At 46.5% G+C, this 20151-nt stretch carries 22 protein-coding genes; 6 read left to right on the top strand and 16 right to left on the bottom strand.

Features of this window, described 5'->3' with window-relative positions; genetic code table 11:
• Positions 1–6: 6 nt before the first annotated feature.
• Entirely contained in the window at positions 7–909 is a 903-nt protein-coding gene (locus INR79_RS08880) for a protoglobin domain-containing protein (RefSeq protein ID WP_022550586.1), read from the bottom strand.
• Positions 910–1142: 233 nt separating this feature from the next.
• Here INR79_RS08880 and INR79_RS08875 point away from each other — a divergent pair, with 233 nt between their 5' ends.
• Complete coding sequence (locus tag INR79_RS08875) at positions 1143–1370, top strand: glutaredoxin family protein (protein WP_004401025.1); 228 nt, start codon at positions 1143–1145, stop codon at positions 1368–1370.
• A gap of 5 nt (positions 1371–1375) precedes the next feature.
• Here the strand turns inward: INR79_RS08875 and INR79_RS08870 are convergent, their stop codons facing one another.
• The gene (locus INR79_RS08870) at positions 1376–2251 is read right to left on the bottom strand and encodes a LysR family transcriptional regulator (protein WP_223096900.1); all 876 of its coding nucleotides are present in this window, start codon (positions 2249–2251) and stop codon (positions 1376–1378) included.
• A 93-nt stretch (positions 2252–2344) separates the two neighbouring features.
• Here INR79_RS08870 and INR79_RS08865 point away from each other — a divergent pair, with 93 nt between their 5' ends.
• The 3 genes from INR79_RS08865 (at position 2345) to dbpA (ending at position 5631) form a co-directional block, all read left to right on the top strand.
• On the top strand, positions 2345–3562 hold the full coding sequence (locus INR79_RS08865) for an MFS transporter (RefSeq protein ID WP_223096899.1): 1218 nt from the start codon (positions 2345–2347) through the stop codon (positions 3560–3562).
• 74 nt (positions 3563–3636) lie between these two features.
• Positions 3637–4194 (top strand): DUF1415 domain-containing protein, encoded by a 558-nt coding sequence (locus INR79_RS08860; protein ID WP_223096897.1) that lies wholly within the window; start codon positions 3637–3639, stop codon positions 4192–4194.
• A gap of 48 nt (positions 4195–4242) precedes the next feature.
• Positions 4243–5631 (top strand): ATP-dependent RNA helicase DbpA, encoded by a 1389-nt coding sequence (gene dbpA / locus INR79_RS08855; protein WP_223096895.1) that lies wholly within the window; start codon positions 4243–4245, stop codon positions 5629–5631.
• 23 nt (positions 5632–5654) lie between these two features.
• On the opposite strand, the gene INR79_RS08850 is transcribed toward dbpA, so the two are convergent.
• Positions 5655–6725 (bottom strand): sensor domain-containing diguanylate cyclase, encoded by a 1071-nt coding sequence (locus INR79_RS08850; protein WP_223096893.1) that lies wholly within the window; start codon positions 6723–6725, stop codon positions 5655–5657.
• Positions 6726–6898: 173 nt separating this feature from the next.
• Here INR79_RS08850 and INR79_RS08845 point away from each other — a divergent pair, with 173 nt between their 5' ends.
• Complete coding sequence (locus tag INR79_RS08845; protein ID WP_004401015.1) at positions 6899–7474, top strand: nucleoside triphosphate pyrophosphohydrolase family protein; 576 nt, start codon at positions 6899–6901, stop codon at positions 7472–7474.
• A gap of 98 nt (positions 7475–7572) precedes the next feature.
• Here INR79_RS08845 and INR79_RS08840 read toward each other — a convergent pair whose 3' ends face one another.
• The 11 genes from INR79_RS08840 to INR79_RS08790 all read right to left on the bottom strand — a co-directional run bounded on the left by INR79_RS08840 (position 7573) and on the right by INR79_RS08790 (position 18061).
• The gene (locus tag INR79_RS08840; RefSeq protein ID WP_223096892.1) at positions 7573–8718 is read right to left on the bottom strand and encodes a mandelate racemase/muconate lactonizing enzyme family protein; all 1146 of its coding nucleotides are present in this window, start codon (positions 8716–8718) and stop codon (positions 7573–7575) included.
• Positions 8719–8757: 39 nt separating this feature from the next.
• Positions 8758–9726, bottom strand: coding sequence for a C-terminal binding protein (locus tag INR79_RS08835; RefSeq protein WP_223096891.1), 969 nt, complete (start codon positions 9724–9726; stop codon positions 8758–8760).
• On the bottom strand, positions 9723–10499 hold the full coding sequence (locus INR79_RS08830; protein WP_223096890.1) for an SDR family oxidoreductase: 777 nt from the start codon (positions 10497–10499) through the stop codon (positions 9723–9725). The genes INR79_RS08835 and INR79_RS08830 overlap by 4 nt, the downstream gene beginning before the upstream one ends.
• Before the next feature lie 11 nt (positions 10500–10510).
• Positions 10511–10828, bottom strand: coding sequence for an L-rhamnose mutarotase (locus INR79_RS08825; RefSeq protein ID WP_223096889.1), 318 nt, complete (start codon positions 10826–10828; stop codon positions 10511–10513).
• A gap of 79 nt (positions 10829–10907) precedes the next feature.
• On the bottom strand, positions 10908–11708 hold the full coding sequence (locus tag INR79_RS08820) for an acetoacetate decarboxylase (protein WP_223096888.1): 801 nt from the start codon (positions 11706–11708) through the stop codon (positions 10908–10910).
• Positions 11701–12525 (bottom strand): sugar phosphate isomerase/epimerase family protein, encoded by an 825-nt coding sequence (locus tag INR79_RS08815; protein WP_223096887.1) that lies wholly within the window; start codon positions 12523–12525, stop codon positions 11701–11703. The genes INR79_RS08820 and INR79_RS08815 overlap by 8 nt, the downstream gene beginning before the upstream one ends.
• Position 12526: 1 nt before the next feature.
• Positions 12527–13594 (bottom strand): Gfo/Idh/MocA family protein, encoded by a 1068-nt coding sequence (locus tag INR79_RS08810; protein ID WP_223096886.1) that lies wholly within the window; start codon positions 13592–13594, stop codon positions 12527–12529.
• 17 nt (positions 13595–13611) lie between these two features.
• Positions 13612–14322, bottom strand: a complete 711-nt coding sequence (locus tag INR79_RS08805; RefSeq protein WP_038123755.1) for a FadR/GntR family transcriptional regulator — start codon at positions 14320–14322, stop codon at positions 13612–13614.
• Between the two features lie 17 nt (positions 14323–14339).
• The gene (locus INR79_RS08800; RefSeq protein ID WP_004401449.1) at positions 14340–15341 is read right to left on the bottom strand and encodes an ABC transporter permease; all 1002 of its coding nucleotides are present in this window, start codon (positions 15339–15341) and stop codon (positions 14340–14342) included.
• 12 nt (positions 15342–15353) lie between these two features.
• On the bottom strand, positions 15354–16868 hold the full coding sequence (locus tag INR79_RS08795) for a sugar ABC transporter ATP-binding protein (RefSeq protein WP_223096883.1): 1515 nt from the start codon (positions 16866–16868) through the stop codon (positions 15354–15356).
• Positions 16869–16888: 20 nt separating this feature from the next.
• A complete protein-coding gene (locus INR79_RS08790; protein WP_052704025.1) occupies positions 16889–18061 on the bottom strand; it encodes a sugar ABC transporter substrate-binding protein in 1173 nt (390 codons plus the stop codon).
• Positions 18062–18282: 221 nt separating this feature from the next.
• Between INR79_RS08790 and INR79_RS08785 the strand changes: the two genes are divergently transcribed.
• Positions 18283–18588: a hypothetical protein gene (locus tag INR79_RS08785; protein ID WP_223096881.1), complete on the top strand. Its 306-nt coding sequence runs from the start codon at positions 18283–18285 to the stop codon at positions 18586–18588.
• Between the two features lie 108 nt (positions 18589–18696).
• Here the strand turns inward: INR79_RS08785 and INR79_RS08780 are convergent, their stop codons facing one another.
• Positions 18697–19431, bottom strand: coding sequence for an aspartate/glutamate racemase family protein (locus tag INR79_RS08780; RefSeq protein WP_223096879.1), 735 nt, complete (start codon positions 19429–19431; stop codon positions 18697–18699).
• A 6-nt stretch (positions 19432–19437) separates the two neighbouring features.
• Positions 19438–20151 carry an ABC transporter ATP-binding protein gene (locus tag INR79_RS08775; protein WP_316606963.1) on the bottom strand — a complete coding sequence of 238 codons (714 nt, stop codon included), beginning with the start codon at positions 20149–20151 and terminating at the stop codon, positions 19438–19440.

The following is a 20151-nucleotide window of genomic DNA, read 5'->3' as shown; positions in this document are numbered from 1 at the left end:
CTACCCTCAGCTAGCTTTGTCTTGGACGTCCAGACCGACTATGTTGAATGCTTCTTCCAGTGCATCCCTTAGCGTTGCGTTGGTTCTGACTTCACCCACGTTTATTCCCAACTGCACCATGGTTTGGGCTATCGCCGGAGAGACACCAGACACAAGACATTCACACCCCATAAGGCGTGTCGCTTTAGTAATTTTGATGAAGTGATTGGCGACAGCGGTATCTACCACTGCAACACCCGAGATGTCCATGATGAAGATTTTGGCGCGTGCATCGGCTATTTTTCCGAGCACCGCACTCATGATGTCCTGAGCACGTTTTGAATCGATGATCCCCACGATTGGCAACATTAGAATGTCCTGCCAGATCATGGTTACTGGAGTGGACATGGCAAGAAGCGCTTCACTCTGCTCCGAAATACGTCGGTTGATCAGATTTGAGTAGGTTTCCACTACTATGGTGGTGTCCATATGAAGAAGTTTAGTGAACGCCGTGACCAAAGCGCTGTATTCATCGCTGTATAAGCTACCGTCGTACATTCTTTTGGTGAAAATGACGAGCGACATATTCATACCAGCAAAATAGGTAGGAAGAGAAAGCCCAACCCGCGCATGAACTTCCCCCAATGCAATACGCTCTGCTATGTATTTGTTATTGATATCGGCTTCGAAGAAGGATTCCCAGTAGCGTAGTTGCTGATTCTGAACCCGATTGAGGCGACTGCTGTCGTTGAAAAACTGCTTATATTCCGGCAGCGTTTCAAGCCAGGTGTAAAAATGGCGTACGTACTCATCCATTTTTGGGGTCATGATTTTGCCAAATTTACGGATCAGAGCGAGGTCTGTCTCCGTTAAATCGTGTAACTCCATTAAGGCTTTTGGATCAGCTTGAACGCCTTGACTTGAACTCATACATTCCTCCCAAAGAGACAACATTCACTCTAAAAACCCCGTCAATAGTAATGTTTTTAATTGGTGACGGAATTCACACTACTTTTTCTTAATAGTAGTAAAAGATCTTGTAAGTGAGATGTTTTCTTAAGCAGAGGACAGGAGAATACGGTTTCAATGAGTTTTTACTCATTGCTTTTTCAAACGGCGCAAATCCGTTAGAATGCCGAACTTTCCACAAGCCAGAGACAGTTATGAAACGCGTTGTTCTCTACATTAAAGATAAGTGCCCTCACTGCAAATCAGCACAGCAATACCTTGATTCGAAGGGAATAAAATACCGCCTGTGCAACGCTAAGATGCAGAGAGGAAGAAAAGAGCTGGATGCCATCGGCGCACGTTCAGTACCAGTACTAAAAATAGGCGATCAGGTGATGATTGGCTGGAACCTGAAAAACTTTGAAAAGATGTACAAATCTTAAGTTTCTCACCCTTGGCTATTCTGTTTTACAAACTCAATAAACGTCCGGTTGGCTAAAGACAAATACCCGCCTTTTCGCCATGCCATAGCAAGGTCTAAGTAGACAGGCTCTGAAAACGGAATCCCTTTGATGCCCGTTTCATTGTCTGTCACCAGTTCAAGTAACGCAGTTACTGCAAACTCCTGCCTAACGATTTTAAGAATCATGGTGAGTAGGTTGCTTTCAAACGAAAACTTCGCCTTCAACTGATTGGATTCACAGATTTCATCGATAAAATCACGGTGAAAGTAACCTTTCTTAAACATCACCAGTTCCTGTTCAAAAAACTCCTGATAAGAAATGGATTCTTTTGTCGTTAAAGGGTGATGCTCCCCGACGACAGCCACCATTTGCGACCGAAATATAGGGTCGACGTCTAAAACATCTGGCACGTTTTCATTGATCACCACACCGATATCCAGCTCTCCGTTTAGGAGCATCTTCCGAACAGATTGCGTCCCAGCTTCAACGATGGTCAGTTTTAAGTTGGGGTACGATGCTTTGAATGCCATTAATATCTCGGGAAAATAATAAGACCCCATCATGCTCGGCACGCCTAATCGTACTTCACCTTTTTCCAGCCCTTTCAGCTCTTCCATGGCCAGTTTTGCGTCGTTGAGTTGCTGCAATATCCCTTTTGCGAAAGGCAGAAGCACTCTGCCTTCATCAGTTAATGCAAGCTTGCGTTCATCACGATGAAACAGTGAGAGTTCCAGTTCGGCTTCTAACTTTTTGATGGCAATACTCAGGGCTGGCTGAGCAATGTTCAGTTTGGCGGCGGCTTTAGTAACGTTGCCGGTTTCAGCAACAGCAACAAAATAGCGAAGAGGTTTGCTTTCCATATATTTTAGATATAGCAGTGATATTTTTTATATATTTTCACTATAGAGTACAGATTGCTAGTCTTTCCTTGACGTTTTTCAGAGTAAGTCCGCATGATAGATACCCATTCCCCTTCTTATCGTTCTGTGAGTTTCGCATTAGCTTTTGGCTCATTCATTGTATTTAACAACCTCTACCTGTTTCAGCCTATGCTGCCTCTGATGGCAGATCATTTCGGTGTCTCCTCCACACAGGTTAACTGGATTTTAGCTGCAGGTACTTTTGCTCTTGCGTTTTCCCTAGTTCCTTGGGCGGTCTTGTCGGAAAAGATCGGTCGCCGAAAAGTGATGCTTATTAGCTTATTTCTGCTTCCGTTCGTGGGCTTAACACTATTAACTTCTGAAAGCTTGCTTACTCTTACCCTTTCACGAGCAGCAATGGGCTTTGCACTGGCTGGCTATGCAGCGGTTGCGGTTGGGTACATGGCAGAAGAGTTTTCACCTCAGGCACTCGCATTGGCAATAGGCACCTACGTAAGCGCCAATTCTCTTGGCGGGATTGCAGGTCGTTTATTTGGAGGATTAGTCACTCAGTATTTTGACTGGCAATCCGCGGTGATTGGAATGGCGATATTCAGCTTATTGGCAGCCATTTTGGTGTTAAAGCTATTGCCACCTCAAAAACACTTTAAACCTCAGCCCGGTTTGTTTTTCCACCATAACCGTAGCGTTTTAAAACATCTTAAAAATCGAGAATTACTGCTTGCGATGTTACTCGGTGGCGTTAATTTCGCGTTGTTCGTTAATCTCTACAGTGTGGCGGCGTTCAGGTTAGTTGAACCTCCTTATGAGCTTCCTGTCGGGATCGTCTCTATGATTTTCCTTTGTTATCTGGCGGGCACCATCAGTTCGCGACTGAGTGGCAACTGGCGTAAACGCTTTAGCAGTGTTTCAGGCATGGTATTGGGTACAGTCATCAGTGCTTCAGGAATGCTACTCGCCTACGTCGATTCTACCTCAGCGCTGGTTGCGGGATTATTGCTAGTAGGATTTGGCGCTTTCTTCGTACATTCGCTGGCGTACGGATGGGTAAGCCAAAGAGCCAAACACGCCAAGGCGACCGCGACTGCTCTCTATCTTGTTCACTATTACATAGGTGGAAGCTTAGGCGGCTTCCTATTGATTTACTGCTGGCAACACGGTGGCTGGGGAAGCGTCATTCTTGGGGGAAGCGGTCTCTATATCGCTATGTTTTTGCTGTGTTACAAGTTGAAAGGGTTTGAAAGGCTCAAATCAGACTCAATGATGCATTTGAGCAAAAAAGCTGGTTGAAGGTTAGTACACTTGGGATTGCCGTTTTGAATGTGGTAGGCTTGCGCCAAAATTTGCCTAAAGAAGTCCGAGCAATGTCGAATTCAAAAGATCAACAAATCCACCAGCAGGTCACTCAATGGCTGGAAGATGTCGTTATTGGTCTCAATCTGTGCCCTTTTGCTGCCAAACCCAACCGCAACAAGCAAATTAAGATCGCCATCAGCCATGCCACTCGCGAGGAAGCGTTGCTTGAAGATATTCTTACTGAGCTGGTTGAGTTACACAGTTGTGAACCAGAGAAGCTTGAAACGACCTTAGTTGTTGTCCCTGACATGCTGTCTGATTTTATGGACTACAACTTTTTCATCGACTGGGTCGAGGCTCTGATTAAACAGCAAGACTGGGAAGGGATCTATCAGGTGGCGACATTCCATCCAAACTACTGCTTTGGTGGTGCAGATCCAGAAGACGATGAGAACCTGACTAACCGAGCGCCTTATCCAATATTCCACCTTATCCGTGAAGAGAGCATGGAGAAGGCCCTGAAACATTACCCAGATCCAGAGTCGATCCCAGACACCAATATAGAAAGAGTCTCAAACCTTTCGGAAGCGGAACGAAAAAAGCTGTTCCCTTACCTCTTTGTCTAGGGTCTACAGCCCGCGAATAACCCTTAATCCAAAATCTAGGAAAACACTTTGTCTAACACATCATTTAAATCTTTAGGGTTAAAACCTGAACTTCTGACCAACCTTGATTCACTGGGTTATGAGGAAATGACTCCAATACAGGCACAAAGCCTGCCTTTTGTTTTAAAAGGTCAGGACGTGATTGGGCAGGGTAAAACAGGCTCTGGTAAAACGGCAACATTTGGTTTGGGTTTATTGCAGAACCTGAATGTGAAAAAGTTTCGCGTACAGTCATTGGTTTTGTGCCCTACCCGTGAGCTTGCCGACCAAGTAGCAAAAGAAATCCGAAAGTTAGCGCGAGCAATCCATAATATTAAGGTGCTAACGCTTTGTGGTGGAATGCCAATGGGACCTCAGATTGGCTCCCTTGAACACGGCGCACATATTCTGGTTGGTACACCAGGTCGTATTCTGGATCACTTAGATAAAGGTCGAATCAGTTTAGAACACCTTAATACGCTGGTGCTGGATGAAGCGGATCGCATGCTAGACATGGGATTCCAGGATGCGTTGGACGCCATCATCGAACAAGCCCCTACAGACAGACAAACTCTGCTGTTCAGTGCTACCTTCCCTGACTCCATTGAAGCGATATCCAAACGTATTTTGCGAAAACCACAGCGAATCACCGTGGAATCGACACACGATACCGTGAGTATTCGCCAGCATTTTTATGACGTAGCAGGCTGTGAAGAAAGACTCGAAGCGACAAGAAGAATTCTAATGCAGGATAAACCTGAGTCGACGGTCATTTTTTGCAATACCAAACGCGATGTAGATGAAGTAGCGGACGAACTTCGTTACCACGATTTCAGTGTTATCGCACTGCATGGAGACATGGAACAAAGACAGCGTGATCAGGCTTTGGTGCAATTTGCGAATAAAAGCGTATCGATACTGGTTGCAACTGACGTTGCCGCCCGTGGGCTGGACGTCGACAATTTAGACGCCGTTATCAACTTCCACCTAGCACGCGATCCGGAAGTTCATGTTCACAGAATCGGGCGTACTGGTCGTGCAGGGGCAAAAGGTTGCGCGCATTCCTTTATCAGTGAAAAGGAATCTTACAAAGTTGCTCAAATTGAAGAGTATTTTGATTTCGATATTCGAACAAAAGATCTACCAAGTGAAGACGTACTTAACCAGCGCGCGTATTACGCAAAGATGGTGACACTTCAAATTGATGGTGGGAAGAAGCAAAAAGTTCGCCCGGGTGACATATTAGGCGCGCTAACTGGCGACGACGGCATCCCGGGGAGTCAGGTAGGAAAAATCAATGTATTCCCTATGAGCGCGTACGTTGCTGTTCATACTGAAAGTGCCAAGAAAGCCTTCAAAAAGCTTGAGAAAGGCAAATTAAAAGGTAAGCAGTTCCGCGTAAGATACGTGAAGAACTAGTAGAGATAGATTTAAGCAGCGCCTCACGCACTGGGGCGCCGTGAGAATCTATGATTAGCAACACATACCCTGTTTCGCCCTTTCGCTTTTGCTTCATACAGAGCATTGTCTGCCGTCAGGATAAAGTCATCAAGTAAGCTCTTAGGGTCGTTAACTTTAGAATCTGAAAACTCAAAGAAACAGACACCAATGGAGACGGTGATCGTTGATGTCCCGGATTTGATTTTCGACACGCTCGACATGATTCTGTCGCAAATTTTCATGATGTCGTTTTTGTTGGTTCTTGGCAGCCAAACCACAAACTCTTCCCCACCAAACCTCGCTATTAAATCGATTTCACGAATCGCATCCGCGATACTATCGGCGGTTTTCACTAAAATCTTATCGCCATACAAATGCCCAAACGAATCATTTACCAATTTGAAGTGGTCGATATCAATCAAAGCCAGTGCACCTTCGGTTTTGTCAAAAGCCAGACGGCGAATGGATTTGGGCACAACATCCAGTAACGAGTGGCGGTTTGGCAGCTTGGTCAGCGGATCGAACAGAGCCAGTTTTTCTAATTCTCTGTTCAGTTTCTTTAGCTCTGTCTCGTGTTGATGTCGCCTCAGTTCTACAGAAATCCAGGACGCCATCAATTGCAAAGCGTCGACATCCGACTCGTTGAATTGCCTTTTATATGGCTTATGGCTAGAAAAATTAAGAGTACCGTAGAGGTTGCCTTCAATGTATATGGGCACGCCGATGTACGATTCTAAACCAAAATTTCTGTAAGCCGGATGTTTGGCTAGTTCGTCATTTTTGCTCATATACTCTATTGCCACAGGCTTATCTGATTGGCAGGTGATCTGGCAGTAAGTGTTAAGGAGAGGAAACGAGTCTCCGGCATTGAGCTCGATATGGTCAGGGCGCTGGACCTGTAATACAGTGTAATCTTCACCTTCGATATGTGAAAAGATGCCTATATCCAGCTTAAAACGTTCGCATCCGAGTTTTAGCAGCCTTTGGATCTGTGCGTCTAATCCGTTTGAGTAATTATTCGTTATTTCATAAAGGCGTCGTATAACCTTTTCACTTGAGCTCGACTCACTCATAATGACATTCCCAGTATTTCTGCCTATCTGTTAGTTCACGTGCTTATATTTATTGATTTGGTGATGTTCCCCACCCTTTTAATAATCTTAGTTATAAAGCTCACATTTTAAAGCCAATGAAGAGAATTAATTTTTCTGGTAACATGCGGAAAAATTCAAACGAGAAGCATACAATGCAACTGACCAAGCTGACTCAAGACCTATACGATCATCTATATCAAGACATTACTGAATTCCGCTCTACTTTTGACCTACCTGTCGCACAGCCAGATTCACTGGATGAAAAAGCCGACCAACTTCATTCTTCTCTAGCGATTGAAGAGCTCACAGAACTGGCAGAAGCTGACTGCAAAACTGAGCAGGCAGATGCCATTGTGGATACGGTATACGTTCTTATGGGTCGTTTAGTGCACCTTGGGCACAGCAAAATGGAAGACAACATTGCAATCAGCTACCTGATTGACCTGCTTCTTCACGTTGCCGCTAACCGTGAGATTGATTTTGTACCTTGTTGGGATGAAGTGCATTCCAGTAACATGAGCAAAGTGTGTCGCAACGAGAATGAATACAGCGAAACAGAAGCGCATTACGCCAAACAAGGCGTGAAGCTGGTAGCGGTAACTAAGGGCGAATACATCATTGCTAAGTGTGCAGAAGATGTAACGATTGAAGGCAAAACGATTCGTCAGGGCAAAGTACTTAAGTCGGTTTACTACCGCCCTGCCGATCTAGCGAAACTGACGGCTTAAGCAAACAGCTAATCAGAGTTATAAAAAGCCCGAGTCTCAATACTCGGGCTTTTTAAATCCAACACACGCCAATCCTATCCGTTTCACTATTTCTTCATTTAACCTTTAAACGTCATGTGCTGAACGCAGTACTTCTCTACCGTTTTGAGATGAACGTCTATGCCTAAACCCGGTCTATCGGAGGCAGCAACCCACCCTTGATTCTGTACTATAGGCTCACTCACCAGATCAAATTGCGCGGGACCCGGAATTGGCTTCAATTCGAATACGATGGAGTTATTGCTGGCATGAGAACAGTGCAAACTGGCCGCCGTCGTAATGGCTGTACTCCAGGCGTGGGCGTTAATAAATCGGCGCTTCGCAGAGATATGATATTGAATCTTCATGTATCCGGTGATGCCTTCAACACGCCCCGGATCTACCCCGAATACATCTACCGTATCTGTGTCTAGCAAAGCTTGATAGCCTTCGACGTTCCATTCGCGTTCTCCACTGGCAATGGAAACTCCGACCTTTGACCTCAGTTCTTTGTACCCCAGAATGTCAGTTGGATATAGAGGCTCTTCCATCCAACGAATATTGGATTCCATCATTCTTTGTGTGGTTCTGACGGCAGTAGGCACATCCCATTTCACGCCATTCCCTGCGTCGACCATGATGTCTGGTGTGTCTCCTAGAGCTAACCTTAAATCCGCAACAAACTTAACATCGATGTCTGGTGAGACTTTACCAATAGGTGAAGGACCTTTCTTGGCGAATCCCAGTTTGCAAGACTGGTATCCCTGATCGTGTATATAACCTTCCAGCACTTCGACGGTCTCTTCTGGCGTAGGATGGTTGACGTGGATACATGCGTTTGCTGGCAGTTTTTCCGTTACTTTTCCGCCAAGAAGTTCGTATAAAGGTGCACCGAGTACCTTGCCTTTGATGTCCCATAGTGCGATGTCTATGGCACTTACGGCAAAGTTCGCAATTCCGCTTCGACCATACCACCAGGTATGATCACGCATCTTGTGCCAGATCTTTTCTATTTCCAGAGGGTTTTCATCTTTTATTACCTCAAAAAGCCCTTCCACAATCGGCACTGCCGCTTTTGTTGCCTCAGGAAACTGAGCAATACCTTCTCCCCAACCTTCAACGCCATCACTGGTGGTCACTTTGACTAACAAGGCACAGCGCTGTGAAGAGTAATCATTCGGCTCTGGGTAGAACAGCACATAGGTATCAATCGATGCAATTTTCACAGTATTCTCCTTAAATCTTCCCATTAGGGTCTGTTGACCTTAGTGCTTACGTATTGGGCATCGCAGTGTTTGCCCTTTTAAACCCCGAACAATCTCTTCCGCGGCAAGGCGTTGTAGTCGCTGCATCGATTGAGTGGAATACCAGGCCGAATGGGGGGTCAACACCAGATTCGGTGCTTTCAGCAACGGAGAAGCAAAGCTCATGGGTTCCTTGCCAAATACATCCAACGCAGCAGCACCAATCGAACGTGTTTGAAGTGCTTCCGCCAGCGCCGCTTCATCGACCAATTCGCCTCTCGCGGTATTCACTACCAGCGCGCCTGATTTCATTTTCGCCATTGTCTGTTTGTTGATGATTTTTATGGTCTCTTCCGTCGCGGGCGCATGAAGCGTATACGCATCAGCGGATGACCAGAATTCGTCAGAACTCGATAACGTCACACCAAGCGATTCTGCTTCGCGCTCCGTCATCAGAGGGTCACAGACCAGAAAATGAAAACCAAAAGGTTTTAACCTGTCTAACACCGCTTTGCCGATGCGACCGAAACCGAAAAAGCCGACAGTGGTTTCTTCAAACGGTTTCAGGTCGCCTCCGACTTCTACTGCTCGCCAGTATCCGTCTCTAATCGACTGGTCGAAAGCGACGTTTTTGCGAAGGCACATTAGAAGCAAGCTGGCGGTATGATCCGCGACTTCGTTGGTGCAGTAATCGGGAACGTAGGCGAGTTTTAACCCATGCTCATGCCCAGATAACACATCGATATTGTCATAACCCACACCGTACCGAACGACAGTTGTACCCGGATTAACTGCGTTTACTGCCTGACGACCAAACGGAGCAAACTGCACCAATACTGCATCGGCGTTTTTAACGACTGAACAGACTTCCTCTTCGGACCGACATTGATACGCTTCGAGCTCGTAGCCCTGCTCTTCCAACACTGCTTTTTCGATGTCCAGATTTGGGAAGGTATAGTCCGTACAGACTACTCGTTTCTTTTCACTCATAACCCCTCATCCTCGTTCTCAAAATCTCCGATTAAAGGGGGATGTCTGACATCAAGCTCTTGTCCGTTGTATTGCTTTTCAGTATCACGAATCAGCCTTGTGATGCCTTTGGCGGCATGAATCGGAGGCATAAGACTTTCTTTCGGAATGATCGCATGCGGAATGTCGTTGATCTTGGCGGCGCGAATTTCATCCTGCATTCGGGAGTTCACACCACCTGGTCTTAAGCTGTAGACACGAATGCCGTATTCGTTGACTTCCTGATGAAGGACCGAAGAAAAAATCTTAAGTGCGGCTTTACCACAGTTGTAACCGCTCCAACCGTCTAGCGGCGCTTCGGAAGCACCCGAGCTGATGTTGATGATGCTTGAGTCGGCTTGTTGTTTGAAATGAGGTATAACAGACTTTACACAATGAAAACTGCCGAAAATGTGGGTGGAAACACACTGCTTCCATGCGTCTGAATCGGTATCTTCGATCAAAGCTAATGGCTGAATGACGCCCGCGTTATTGACCAGATCGGTGATTTTGCCAAATTTTTCGACGGTTTGATCGACCACGCTTTGGACGGCTTCTCCATCTTTCACATCACAGGTTAACGCAAGGCAACGTCCTCCGCTTTCAAGAATAGCGCTCTCCACTTTTCCGAGCTTTGATGGTTCATTCGAAATGATAGTGACCGCAGCCCCTTTCTTCGCCAGCAGCTTTGCCGTTGCTTCTCCAAGACCACGGCTTGCCCCTGTGACCAGTACGACTCTGTTTGAAAAATCCATTGCACCTCTCCTTATGCCTTAAATGAAAACTGATTGGGAAGTAAAAACGGGAAGCCAGTTTGCGTATCCACTTCTATCTTCATAATTGGTGTCATATAAGCGCCCCATTTGGCATTCACCTCACTGTTGCTGAGATAGTCGATGGTTCTCTGTAAATTATCCGTTTCGAAATAGCCGAACAGCGTCAAACCGTGACGAAAAATCTGATAGTTAGTAATGCCCGATTTTGTAAGTTCTTCACTCATTTCTGGCCAAATTTCATCATGGCGCTTTTTGTATTCTTCTTCGTATCCGGGTCTGACTTCCAAAACCCATGCGTAGCTTTTCATGGTTCATTCCTCAAATTTAGGGTGCAAAAACCCACCTCCACTAAGCAATAGCCGTGAAGTCCCTGATTTCGTTATATCTTTACTTTTCGTTTTTTAAATAGTCGTAGATGATTTCACCCTCCACCAGGTCAAAATCACCCTTCCAGTAAAATCCCTGCAGCATTTCGACCACCGGCAGACGAAACAGAGGTGCCTGCGCATTGGGTCTCAGCTCTACAGTACAAGGACCCGACCAACACTCCGTCACTCTTACGTTTGCCAGTTTGCGAGAAGTAAGCTGTCGAATTGCAGGCTTGCCGTCGATATGATTTACCGCTTTTAAATTAATGTTGGTGGCAAAATCCATGTATTCGCTTAACGATTCGATTTCGTCTTTTTGCTGCTTGTATGCAAGTGTTCCAGTGAAAATGTCGATGCCGTTTCGGGAGATCGTCCCGACCATCAGATCTCCACGAAACTGAATGTCTGGAGAGCCTAGTTTTTTAGGTTGACCATGCACTTCCCGACCATGGCAGACGCCCACTTCTGAGTTCAGAAACAGGTAAGGCGAATATGCGCCGCTATGTTCTTTATCGGAAAAGATAGCATTTGGCAATCTAGCACCGACCATGACATTGGACTCACGATAGTCCCCGATGTAGTCGGTGTCGTTCATTCGATAGATGTGTACCATCACCACATCGCCTGTCACCTCAAGCGGAGGAGGAAGCAAGCCTGCAATTGCCTGTTGCGTGGTTCGGTAGGTAAACGTCAGCACTTCTACGTTGCGAAACGAAAACGGAAAAGGCGGAATGGTTGGCGCGTCCCAAGGCGTCGAAAACTGATCCGCGAGGATATCCGCTTCGGTCAGCGTTTCGGAAAATGTTTTGCGTTTAACCATGAGCCGCCTCTTTCCAGTTAGAAAATACATCTCTCAGCTTGATGGTTTCTGAAAGCACATCTTCATGCAGCGTTCCCATGTAGTCTTGATGTACGTATTCCAGCGCCAAATAGCCTTGGTAGTTCAAGGCGGCTAACTGCGCAAATACATCGAGATAGTTGATTGTGCCCTGCTCCAGACGAGTTTGCAGATAGCCCATTTTTGCCTGACGAAGATGGATATGCGCGGCATGCGCGAGTAATGGATCGATCTCCTCCTGACGATAGCCCAAACAGACGTAATGAGCATGATCCAAAACCAGCTTTAGTCCCTCTACTTCATCCAATAAGGCTTCGGTTTGGGCAGGCGATTCAATGCACGAATGAACATGAGGCTCAATGGCGACCTGAACACCCGTCCCTTTGGACATCTCAACCAGCACATTTAGGTTTTCCGCACTTTGTTTTATTGCATCACCTCGCGTTTGTCCGGGATTAACTACCCCAGGAAGAATGAATGCCGTTTCAATACCTGCCTGCTGGCAGAATTCCAGTACCTTACTGAAATCCTTTTTATTCTTGTCGAGCGAACACGCCAGCGCCAGATTCCTGTCTTCCAGAGATTCGCCAAACAGGTGATAAAGGCAAGGAACATCAAGTGGCCGTTCTTTAATGGTTTTGGCGTAAGTGTCTGGTGATGAAAGCACTGCGGATTTATCTATAGCTGAACGATAAAAGTAACCGATATCCAGACTACCGATACCCAGCGCGTTACTGATTGCACACGCTTCGTCCAGACTGCATTGCGGCATCGACCATGATGTGAGTGACAAACGCATATCAGACTCCTTCCGTTTTTCCGCTAGAAAACGAGCGATACATGGCATCTAGCACCGCAACCGACTTCATGCCTACCGTGCCTGACGCGTATACCTCGGCATTCTTGCCCGAACATAAATCCACAAAGTGATGTATTGGCAGCATGCCGTCGTAATCTGTCGCGCCAGATTCCAATTCGATTTCTTCATCCTGTCCGTCATGGCGGAAAACAGACACACGAGGTCGCTCGATATCAACCGTGAGCACGCCTTCGGTGCCAAAGATTCGAATATCCAGCATAAAGCCTTTGTGCTTAGGCATGGTCGAGGCTCCGGATAAACTGACCAGCGCCCCTTCTTTTGTCGAGACAATGGCGGCATCGTAATAGTCAACGCCTGCTTTAGACTGCGTTTGTTTGGCAATTACGTCGGCTGGTGTGAGATCCGCGATTTCAAATAGAAGACCAAGCGCATGAGTAAGCTGGCCCCAACCGTATCCCCCTGCGTTATTAGGATCAGACCAAGTAGAGGTAGGCGGTCTGAAAAGATGTGACTCTGTGTCGACCATTTCTTCGCCGTTGAACAAGTCCGCGAGAGGTGATGCCATCTGACAGACAACGTGAGAGACCTGACCGATCTTGCCCTGAGAAACCAGCGCTTTTGCAGAGTGAGTAAATTCAGCAAAGTTCCAGCCGTGGGGCATGGTGATGAATGTGTTGTTTGATTCTGCGAGGGAAACCAGTTCCCTCGCCTGTTTGATGTCTGCTGTCAGGGGCTTTTCGATAATACAGGGAATGCCTTTTTGTAAGCACGGTTTGGCACAGGCAAAGTGCGCCGTATGAGGAGAACTGACTACGACACCATCGACGCTTTCCTGCTCCAGCATGGCTTCGACATCGGTGTAAGTAGCGTCGATTTGAAACTTGTCCGCTACAATCTTTAAACGTTCTTGGTCTTTATCTACCGCAATAATTCGTTTAACCGATGGGTTTTGCTCTAGCGCAGGAATGTGGTTAAAGGTTGCCCACCATCCTGTTCCAATGACTGCAATGGTTGCTCCTGTATTCGCTGATCCTTCCTTGGACATCATTTTCTCCTGTTTTCATTCTATTCGTTTGCGACAGACTCTCGGGTCGAGATACGAACATGTTCCATGTGCAGCCTCATCGCAGACTTTGCCATTTCGGCATTTCGCAGCGTGAGTGCTTCGACGATCAACTTGTGATCTTCGATACTGCGCTGGATAAGGTTCGGAGTCTCACTCGCCATTTTTCGATATCCCATGCCAAGCACATTTAAACTCTCAGACATGCGCTGCATAAATGGGTTACCGGACGCATTGGCAATCACTCGGTGAAATTCGGTATCCAGCTTTCGAAATAGCGATGGGTCGTCCGTCGCTTCGCATTGCTGCTGAATCAAGTCGTTCAGGCGATTTAAATCTGGTTCCTGAATCAACACACTCGCCGATTCAACAATTCCGCACTCAATTACCACCCGTGCATCATAAAGCTGGTCTACACTCAGCTTCTCTAACGTCATATAAAACTGGAGCGGGCTGAGCAGTTCAAACGCATCCAGTGAAGACACGTAGGCGCCGCCTCCCTGTTTGCTTTGTACTACCCCTAAAATCGCTAACCCTCTCAACGCTTCCCTTACGCTCGGGCGAGACACTTCCAAAGCGTTGGAAATTTCTCTTTCGGTGGGTAAACGCTCTCCCGCCGCAAAGTTCCCTGTCTGGATCTGCTCCAGAATGTACTTTGCTACTGCTTCTGAAACTGAAGACGCTTCTATGGATTTGTAAGAGTCAATGTGCATTCCGTTTTCCGTTCTCATTACGCCAACGCTTTTCTTCGAATAGCATCCACACCTACCGCCAGAAGCAATACCGCTCCGCGAGTGATGTCTTGCCAGAAACTCGAAACATTCATTAGCGTTAAGCCATTATTTAATGTGCCTAACAGTAACACAGCGATCAGCGTTCCCCACACGCTGCCAACACCACCTTTGAGACTGGTCCCGCCTAAAATAATGGCGGCAACTACCGTGAGAAGGCTCTGCCCAGCCGCATCAGGCGCACTCGCACCCAGCATTGATGCGAGCACGATGCCAGCTAAGGCTCCGGCTAAACCTGACATGATGTACCAAAGCATCTGTGTACCCACCACAGGAACCCCAGCAAGATAACTGGCTTCCTGGTTGCCACCGCAAGCGTAGACGTATCTGCCGTATCGGGTTTTCGCCAGTACAAACCAAATTACGGCAACGATTAAAACCAGCAGGATGAAGGGTACTGGTACACTGGCGATCTGACCGTTTCCAATAAACTGAAATGCATCGTCGAGCAAAGGTTTAGAAAGCCCGCCCGTCATTACTAATGCAGTACCCGTAAAAATACTCATGGTGCCAAGTGTGACGATGAGTGGGTTGAGTTGTAGCCGTGTTGCGAAGTAACCGTTGATATAGCCGCAAACCGCGCCAAGCACTAAACCGACGCCACAGCCGAGCCAGATGTTTCCATAGCTCTCATAAACCATTGACACGGTTACACCAGAGAGCCCTGCAACTGCAGCCACAGAAAGATCCAACCCGCCGGCGATCATTAAAGGCGTTCCTGCTGCTGCCATCAATCCAACGACTGCCATGTTGGTGCCAATGCTCATTAAATTGTCATAACTCAGAAACCAAGGGGACAAAGTGGAAAACGTCACCAAAATGCACGCATAAAAGAATGCCAGTACGATCAAGCTTGCCCACTGCCCGACTAATAGAGAGCGAAGCCAGGAATCACCTTCTGGTTTAATTGAATTGGGCTGACTTTTTTTCATTAATTCCATGTCCTACTCCAATTAATGCAACGCTTTGTGGTGCGTGGCAGCAGCGTGCATCAATTCATGCACCGTAATATCGTTATTCGTGTCCAACACCACATCTCCGTGTGCAAGCACCATTTTTCTGTCTGCAATGCCAGCGATTTCCTCGGCATCGGTAGAAGTCACAACGATGGCGACACCTTCTTCTGCAAGATCGCGCAGGCATTGGTAAATGTCTTTTTTAGCGCCAATATCGACGCCTCGGGTGGGTTCTTCCAAGATCAACACCTTGATGCCAGAAACCAGCCAGCGCGCAAGGCACACCTTCTGCTGATTCCCTCCTGAAAGAAAACGAATCTCCTGTTCTAAATCAGCCAGCTTTATTCCCAAGTTATCGATCCAGCGCGTGACCAACGTTTTCTCTTTTTCCCGATCCACAATGGATGTGTTCTGAGTAAACTGATGGATGTGAGCTAAAGTCATATTTCTTGCAACTGACATATCGGGGATAATGCCATCGCGCTTTCGCTCTGCCGACACCAAGCCAATGCCTGCTCCAATCGCGGTTTGCGGGTCTTGGGTATGAACTCTTTTTCCCCTGACCTTTAGATCCATCGTTCCGCCCAACGCTTTGCTGTCGAAAATTGCCTGACCAAAATATTCCAGCCCCGACCCTATCAACCCAAACAGACCGACAATCTCGCCTTCCCGAAGTTGAAATGTAAGCTCGTTGATGTGTCCAGGAACCTGCATATTAGAAAGCGAGAAAATGGGCTCTCCTTTTGTGTCATCAGAATCAGGGAAAAGAGGTCCGGTTGTGGTTCCCAGCATGGCGTTGAGTACTTCATTCACGCTGGTTTCTTCTTTGGCATAACTTCCGATCATCTGCCCGTCACGCAACACGGCAATGCGATCAGAAATTTCAAACACTTCATCAAGATAGTGAGAAATAAACACAATGCTTACTCCTCTGTTGCTCAGTTCGCGAATCGATTCAAACAGAGCTTGAGATTCGTTTCGGTTAAGCGATGCAGTTGGTTCATCCAGTACGATTACTTTTGCCTCGCCATCCAGCGCACGCGCCAGTTCGACAATACGTTTTTGCTGAGTGGTGAGCACAGACACCAAGCTATCCGGCTTAATGTTTGAAACCCCGAGTTGCTTTAGTAGCCTTAGCGTTTTTCCGTTCATTGCGTCGTAATCCAGGGTTTTGATAAACCCAGACTTCTCGGGTAAGTCGCCCAGACAAATGTTCTCTGCGACTGTCATATCAGGCATGACAGAAATCTCCTGTGGCAGCAGCTTAATGCCCTTTGCAATGGCGTCTTGCGGCGTCACAAATGAAATCGACTGCCCTTCGACTTCAATATCACCAGAGTCTTTGGTGTACACACCGGTCAGAATCTTCATTAAGGTCGATTTTCCTGCCCCGTTGGCTCCTAGCAGGGAGACAATTTCTCCCCGCTTGAGGTCGAAGTTCACATCGCTAAGAACACGAACTCCGTTGAAGGCTTTGTTTATGTTTTTTAGATTGAAGACAACGTCTTTCATTAAACAAACCTCGATTGCGCTTAAGGCTGAGCCGGAACCAGACTTTCAAAGCCCTTCAGATTTGGATCGCTGCGCAGAGAATCCAGATGAGCTGAAAGCTTCGCGGTATCCAGTTCTAACTGCATGCCTTTGCCATCACGGCATTTATGTTCGTAATAGAACTCACAGATGTTGTTTTTGGTCACCATGACGTGATTCACCAATACAGAATCAGGAATGTCTAGACCAGCTAACGACATCAGTGCGATAGGAACCAGATAGTTTCCGTAGCGTTCAGGGAAATAACCCACAGAGGCAACAAAACGATCTTCACTCACTAATGGTTCTAGTTCATCTGCCCCCATACCAACGAATAAGCTTTGATCTTCCCTTTGCGCTTGCTGTACAGCACGCAACATACCTAATGCTGATTGGTCGTTAATCGCAATTCCCATTACCACTGCGTCTTTTGGAATTCGCCCCAGAACGTTTTTCATCTGATTGAACGATTCCTGAAGGGTGTTTTTGGTATCGATAATGATGATGTTATCTTCATTGAAGCCGGGAAGTTTGGCTTGAAAACCTGCTATCTGACCGCCTGTTCTCATACCCACAACGGCACCGGATTGTGCTAAACCGCCAACAACCAGATACCCTTTATTCACCTTGTCTTCGCCCCATTCAGCTACCGCTGCTTGTGCTAAGAAAGTGCCACCCATAAATCCGGATTTGGGGTTGTTTGCTCCGAAGAATGTTGCACCCTTCATCGGAATATCGATGGCAGTAACACCAATACTCTTTTGGTTAAAAGGCTTCATTACCGCGGGACCAAAGTTGATGTCTGTTTGGAACTCGATTGCGTAATCCACATTTCGGCGAGCAAACGACTGTGCGTTTTTAAGAGCCGTTGGACCATCAAGACGGTTGTCTGCAATTACCAGCGCAACTCCCGCTTTATTGGCGTTCTTCTCAATCCCTTGTTCAACCTTTACGCCAAAGGCAATGTTTCTTTGAAGATTGGCAAAGCCAAACACATATTGTTTGCCATTCTTTGGTGGATTCTTTTCTTTTGCCAGCGCGACCAGATCCGCGTACTCGCTGTCACTGAGCAGTTGCCCTTTCAAAAAATCCGTAGATGCGCTGACACTAACACTGGTTAGCGACAGCGCGACGCCAAACACAAAGCTAGGCGCAAAACTCAATATCCCTTTCATGGTTTTCGTCCTTGGTGTTGTTTTAGTAAACAAACTTGCCTTACCAATTACGCTAAACAAAAAATATTCAGTTCGCAACACTAAATTAACAAATTTATCACTAAGCAATCACAATCACCTGCTTATCAACATGTTAACGATTTTCTCACTTTTGAAATTGATTGAGAGGACCGTTTTAAATGATAATAGATTGTAAAAGTTGCCTTACCAAAAGAGGATTTATGATCGAGTTACGCGAATACAAGCTTTTCGACGGTGAGAAAGAAAACTGGCTGAAATTCATGGACGAGGTTGTGCTACCTCACCAGATAAAATGCGGAATGAAGATTTTGTTCCAGAGTATTTATGAGGACGAAAGTAAAGACGTTTGGTTTGTCTGGGCTCGCCAATATGACTCTGAGGAACACAAAATCAAGGCAAATAAAGCAACTTACAACGAGTGGTGGATCAGGGAAGTAAGACCTAAGGTATTTACCATGATCGACAAAGATGCAGTGCGCGTTCGCTGGTTGGAAGAATTGGGCTAGCCCCGGTATTTGAGTTCTAGCCCAAACTGCGGTTACTTCCGGGATATAGAAGGCGGAATGGCTCGCGGTCAACCTCTCCAATCGGCTTTGTTGGGTGATTGAACCCAGTCACTGGTTTTCCATCGAGATCAACCTGTTCAATACAGAGAGCTTATGTTTTGGTTGTTGTGTATACCCACCCAGCCGACTGGTCTTTAATCCCATTTTCACAATGCTTTCGCACATTGACACTGCACAGGAAACACCATCTAACACAGGCAAACCAAACTTCTCAGACAATGCTGCTGCTAGGTCTGTCATTCCCGCACACCCTAGAACGATAGCTTCCGCTTTGTCTTCTGAAATTGCTCGCTCAATTTCATCCCCAAGAATCTTCATCGGCTTAACGATTCCATTTTCCAGTTCCAGAACCGGGATTTCAGAAGCTCGCACTTTCACACAGCGCCTTTCCATCCCATATCGCAAAATATTGTGTTCCAACGCTGGCACAGATCTAGCCAACGTAGTAACAACGCTAAACTTATTGGATAGGACTGACGCGATGTGATATCCCGCTTCGCCAATGCCTATTACGGGTTTGTGCGTAAGACATCGAGCCGCGTCCAACCCAGTGTCGTCAAAACAGGCGATGATCACTGCGTCAAAGTCATCTGATGCCTCTATGGTTGCTAGCATGCCAGGTATTGCCATTGCTTCATCAAAAAAACCTTCAATGGAGACAGGTCCTTCAAGCGAAGAAACCGCAATGATTTCGGTATCTAGAGAAGCCGTTTTCTGTGCGGAGAGACGAATTTTTTCTGTCATGCTCGCGGTTGTATTAGGGTTTACAATCAGGATTTTCATGTTGAATTATAAATCCCCGCCTAAGTAAGCTGCCTTGATACGGTCATCGTGAATCAGGCTCTTTGAAGGACCTTCTAAAACGATGGAGCCAGTGGACAAGGCGTAAGTCCGGTCGGATATTGACATTGCCATACGGCTATTCTGCTCAACCAGCAACACACTGACATTCTGATCTTTTGAGATCGAGACTATCGAGCGGGCAATGTCCTGTACCAGTTTTGGTGCAATCCCAAGACTGGGTTCATCAAGAAGAAGTAGATCAGGTTTTGCCATCAACGCCCGACCAATTACCATCATCTGCTGTTCACCTCCTGATAAGGTTCCGGCATGTTGTGAAAAACGCTCTCGAAGCCGAGGAAACCGTTCAAGCACACTATCCAGTGACTCTGAAATTTCCTTTTTGTCTGAGCGTGTGAATGCCCCCATTAAGAGGTTGTCTTTCACTGACATATATGGGAAAACTCTTCGTCCCTCTGGAACCATCGCAATTCCCCGTTTTACTATCTCCGCTGCTGGCGTCCCGTCTAAACGTTTATTGTCGTAGTAAATCGAACCTGACTTGATTTTTGCCAAACCCGTTATGGCTCTCAAGATAGAGGACTTCCCTGCACCATTGGCTCCAATCAACGCCACTGTTTCACCTTTCTTAAGATCAAGTGATACACCTTTCAAGGCATAAACGTGGTCGTAATAAAGCTCTACATTTTCAAATTTAAGTAT

This window comes from Vibrio sp. SCSIO 43132, assembly GCF_019904195.1.
Lineage (GTDB): Bacteria > Pseudomonadota > Gammaproteobacteria > Enterobacterales > Vibrionaceae > Vibrio > Vibrio nigripulchritudo.
The sequence above is the reverse complement of the archived record's forward strand: the minus strand, read 5'-3'. Positions and strand labels throughout refer to the sequence as shown.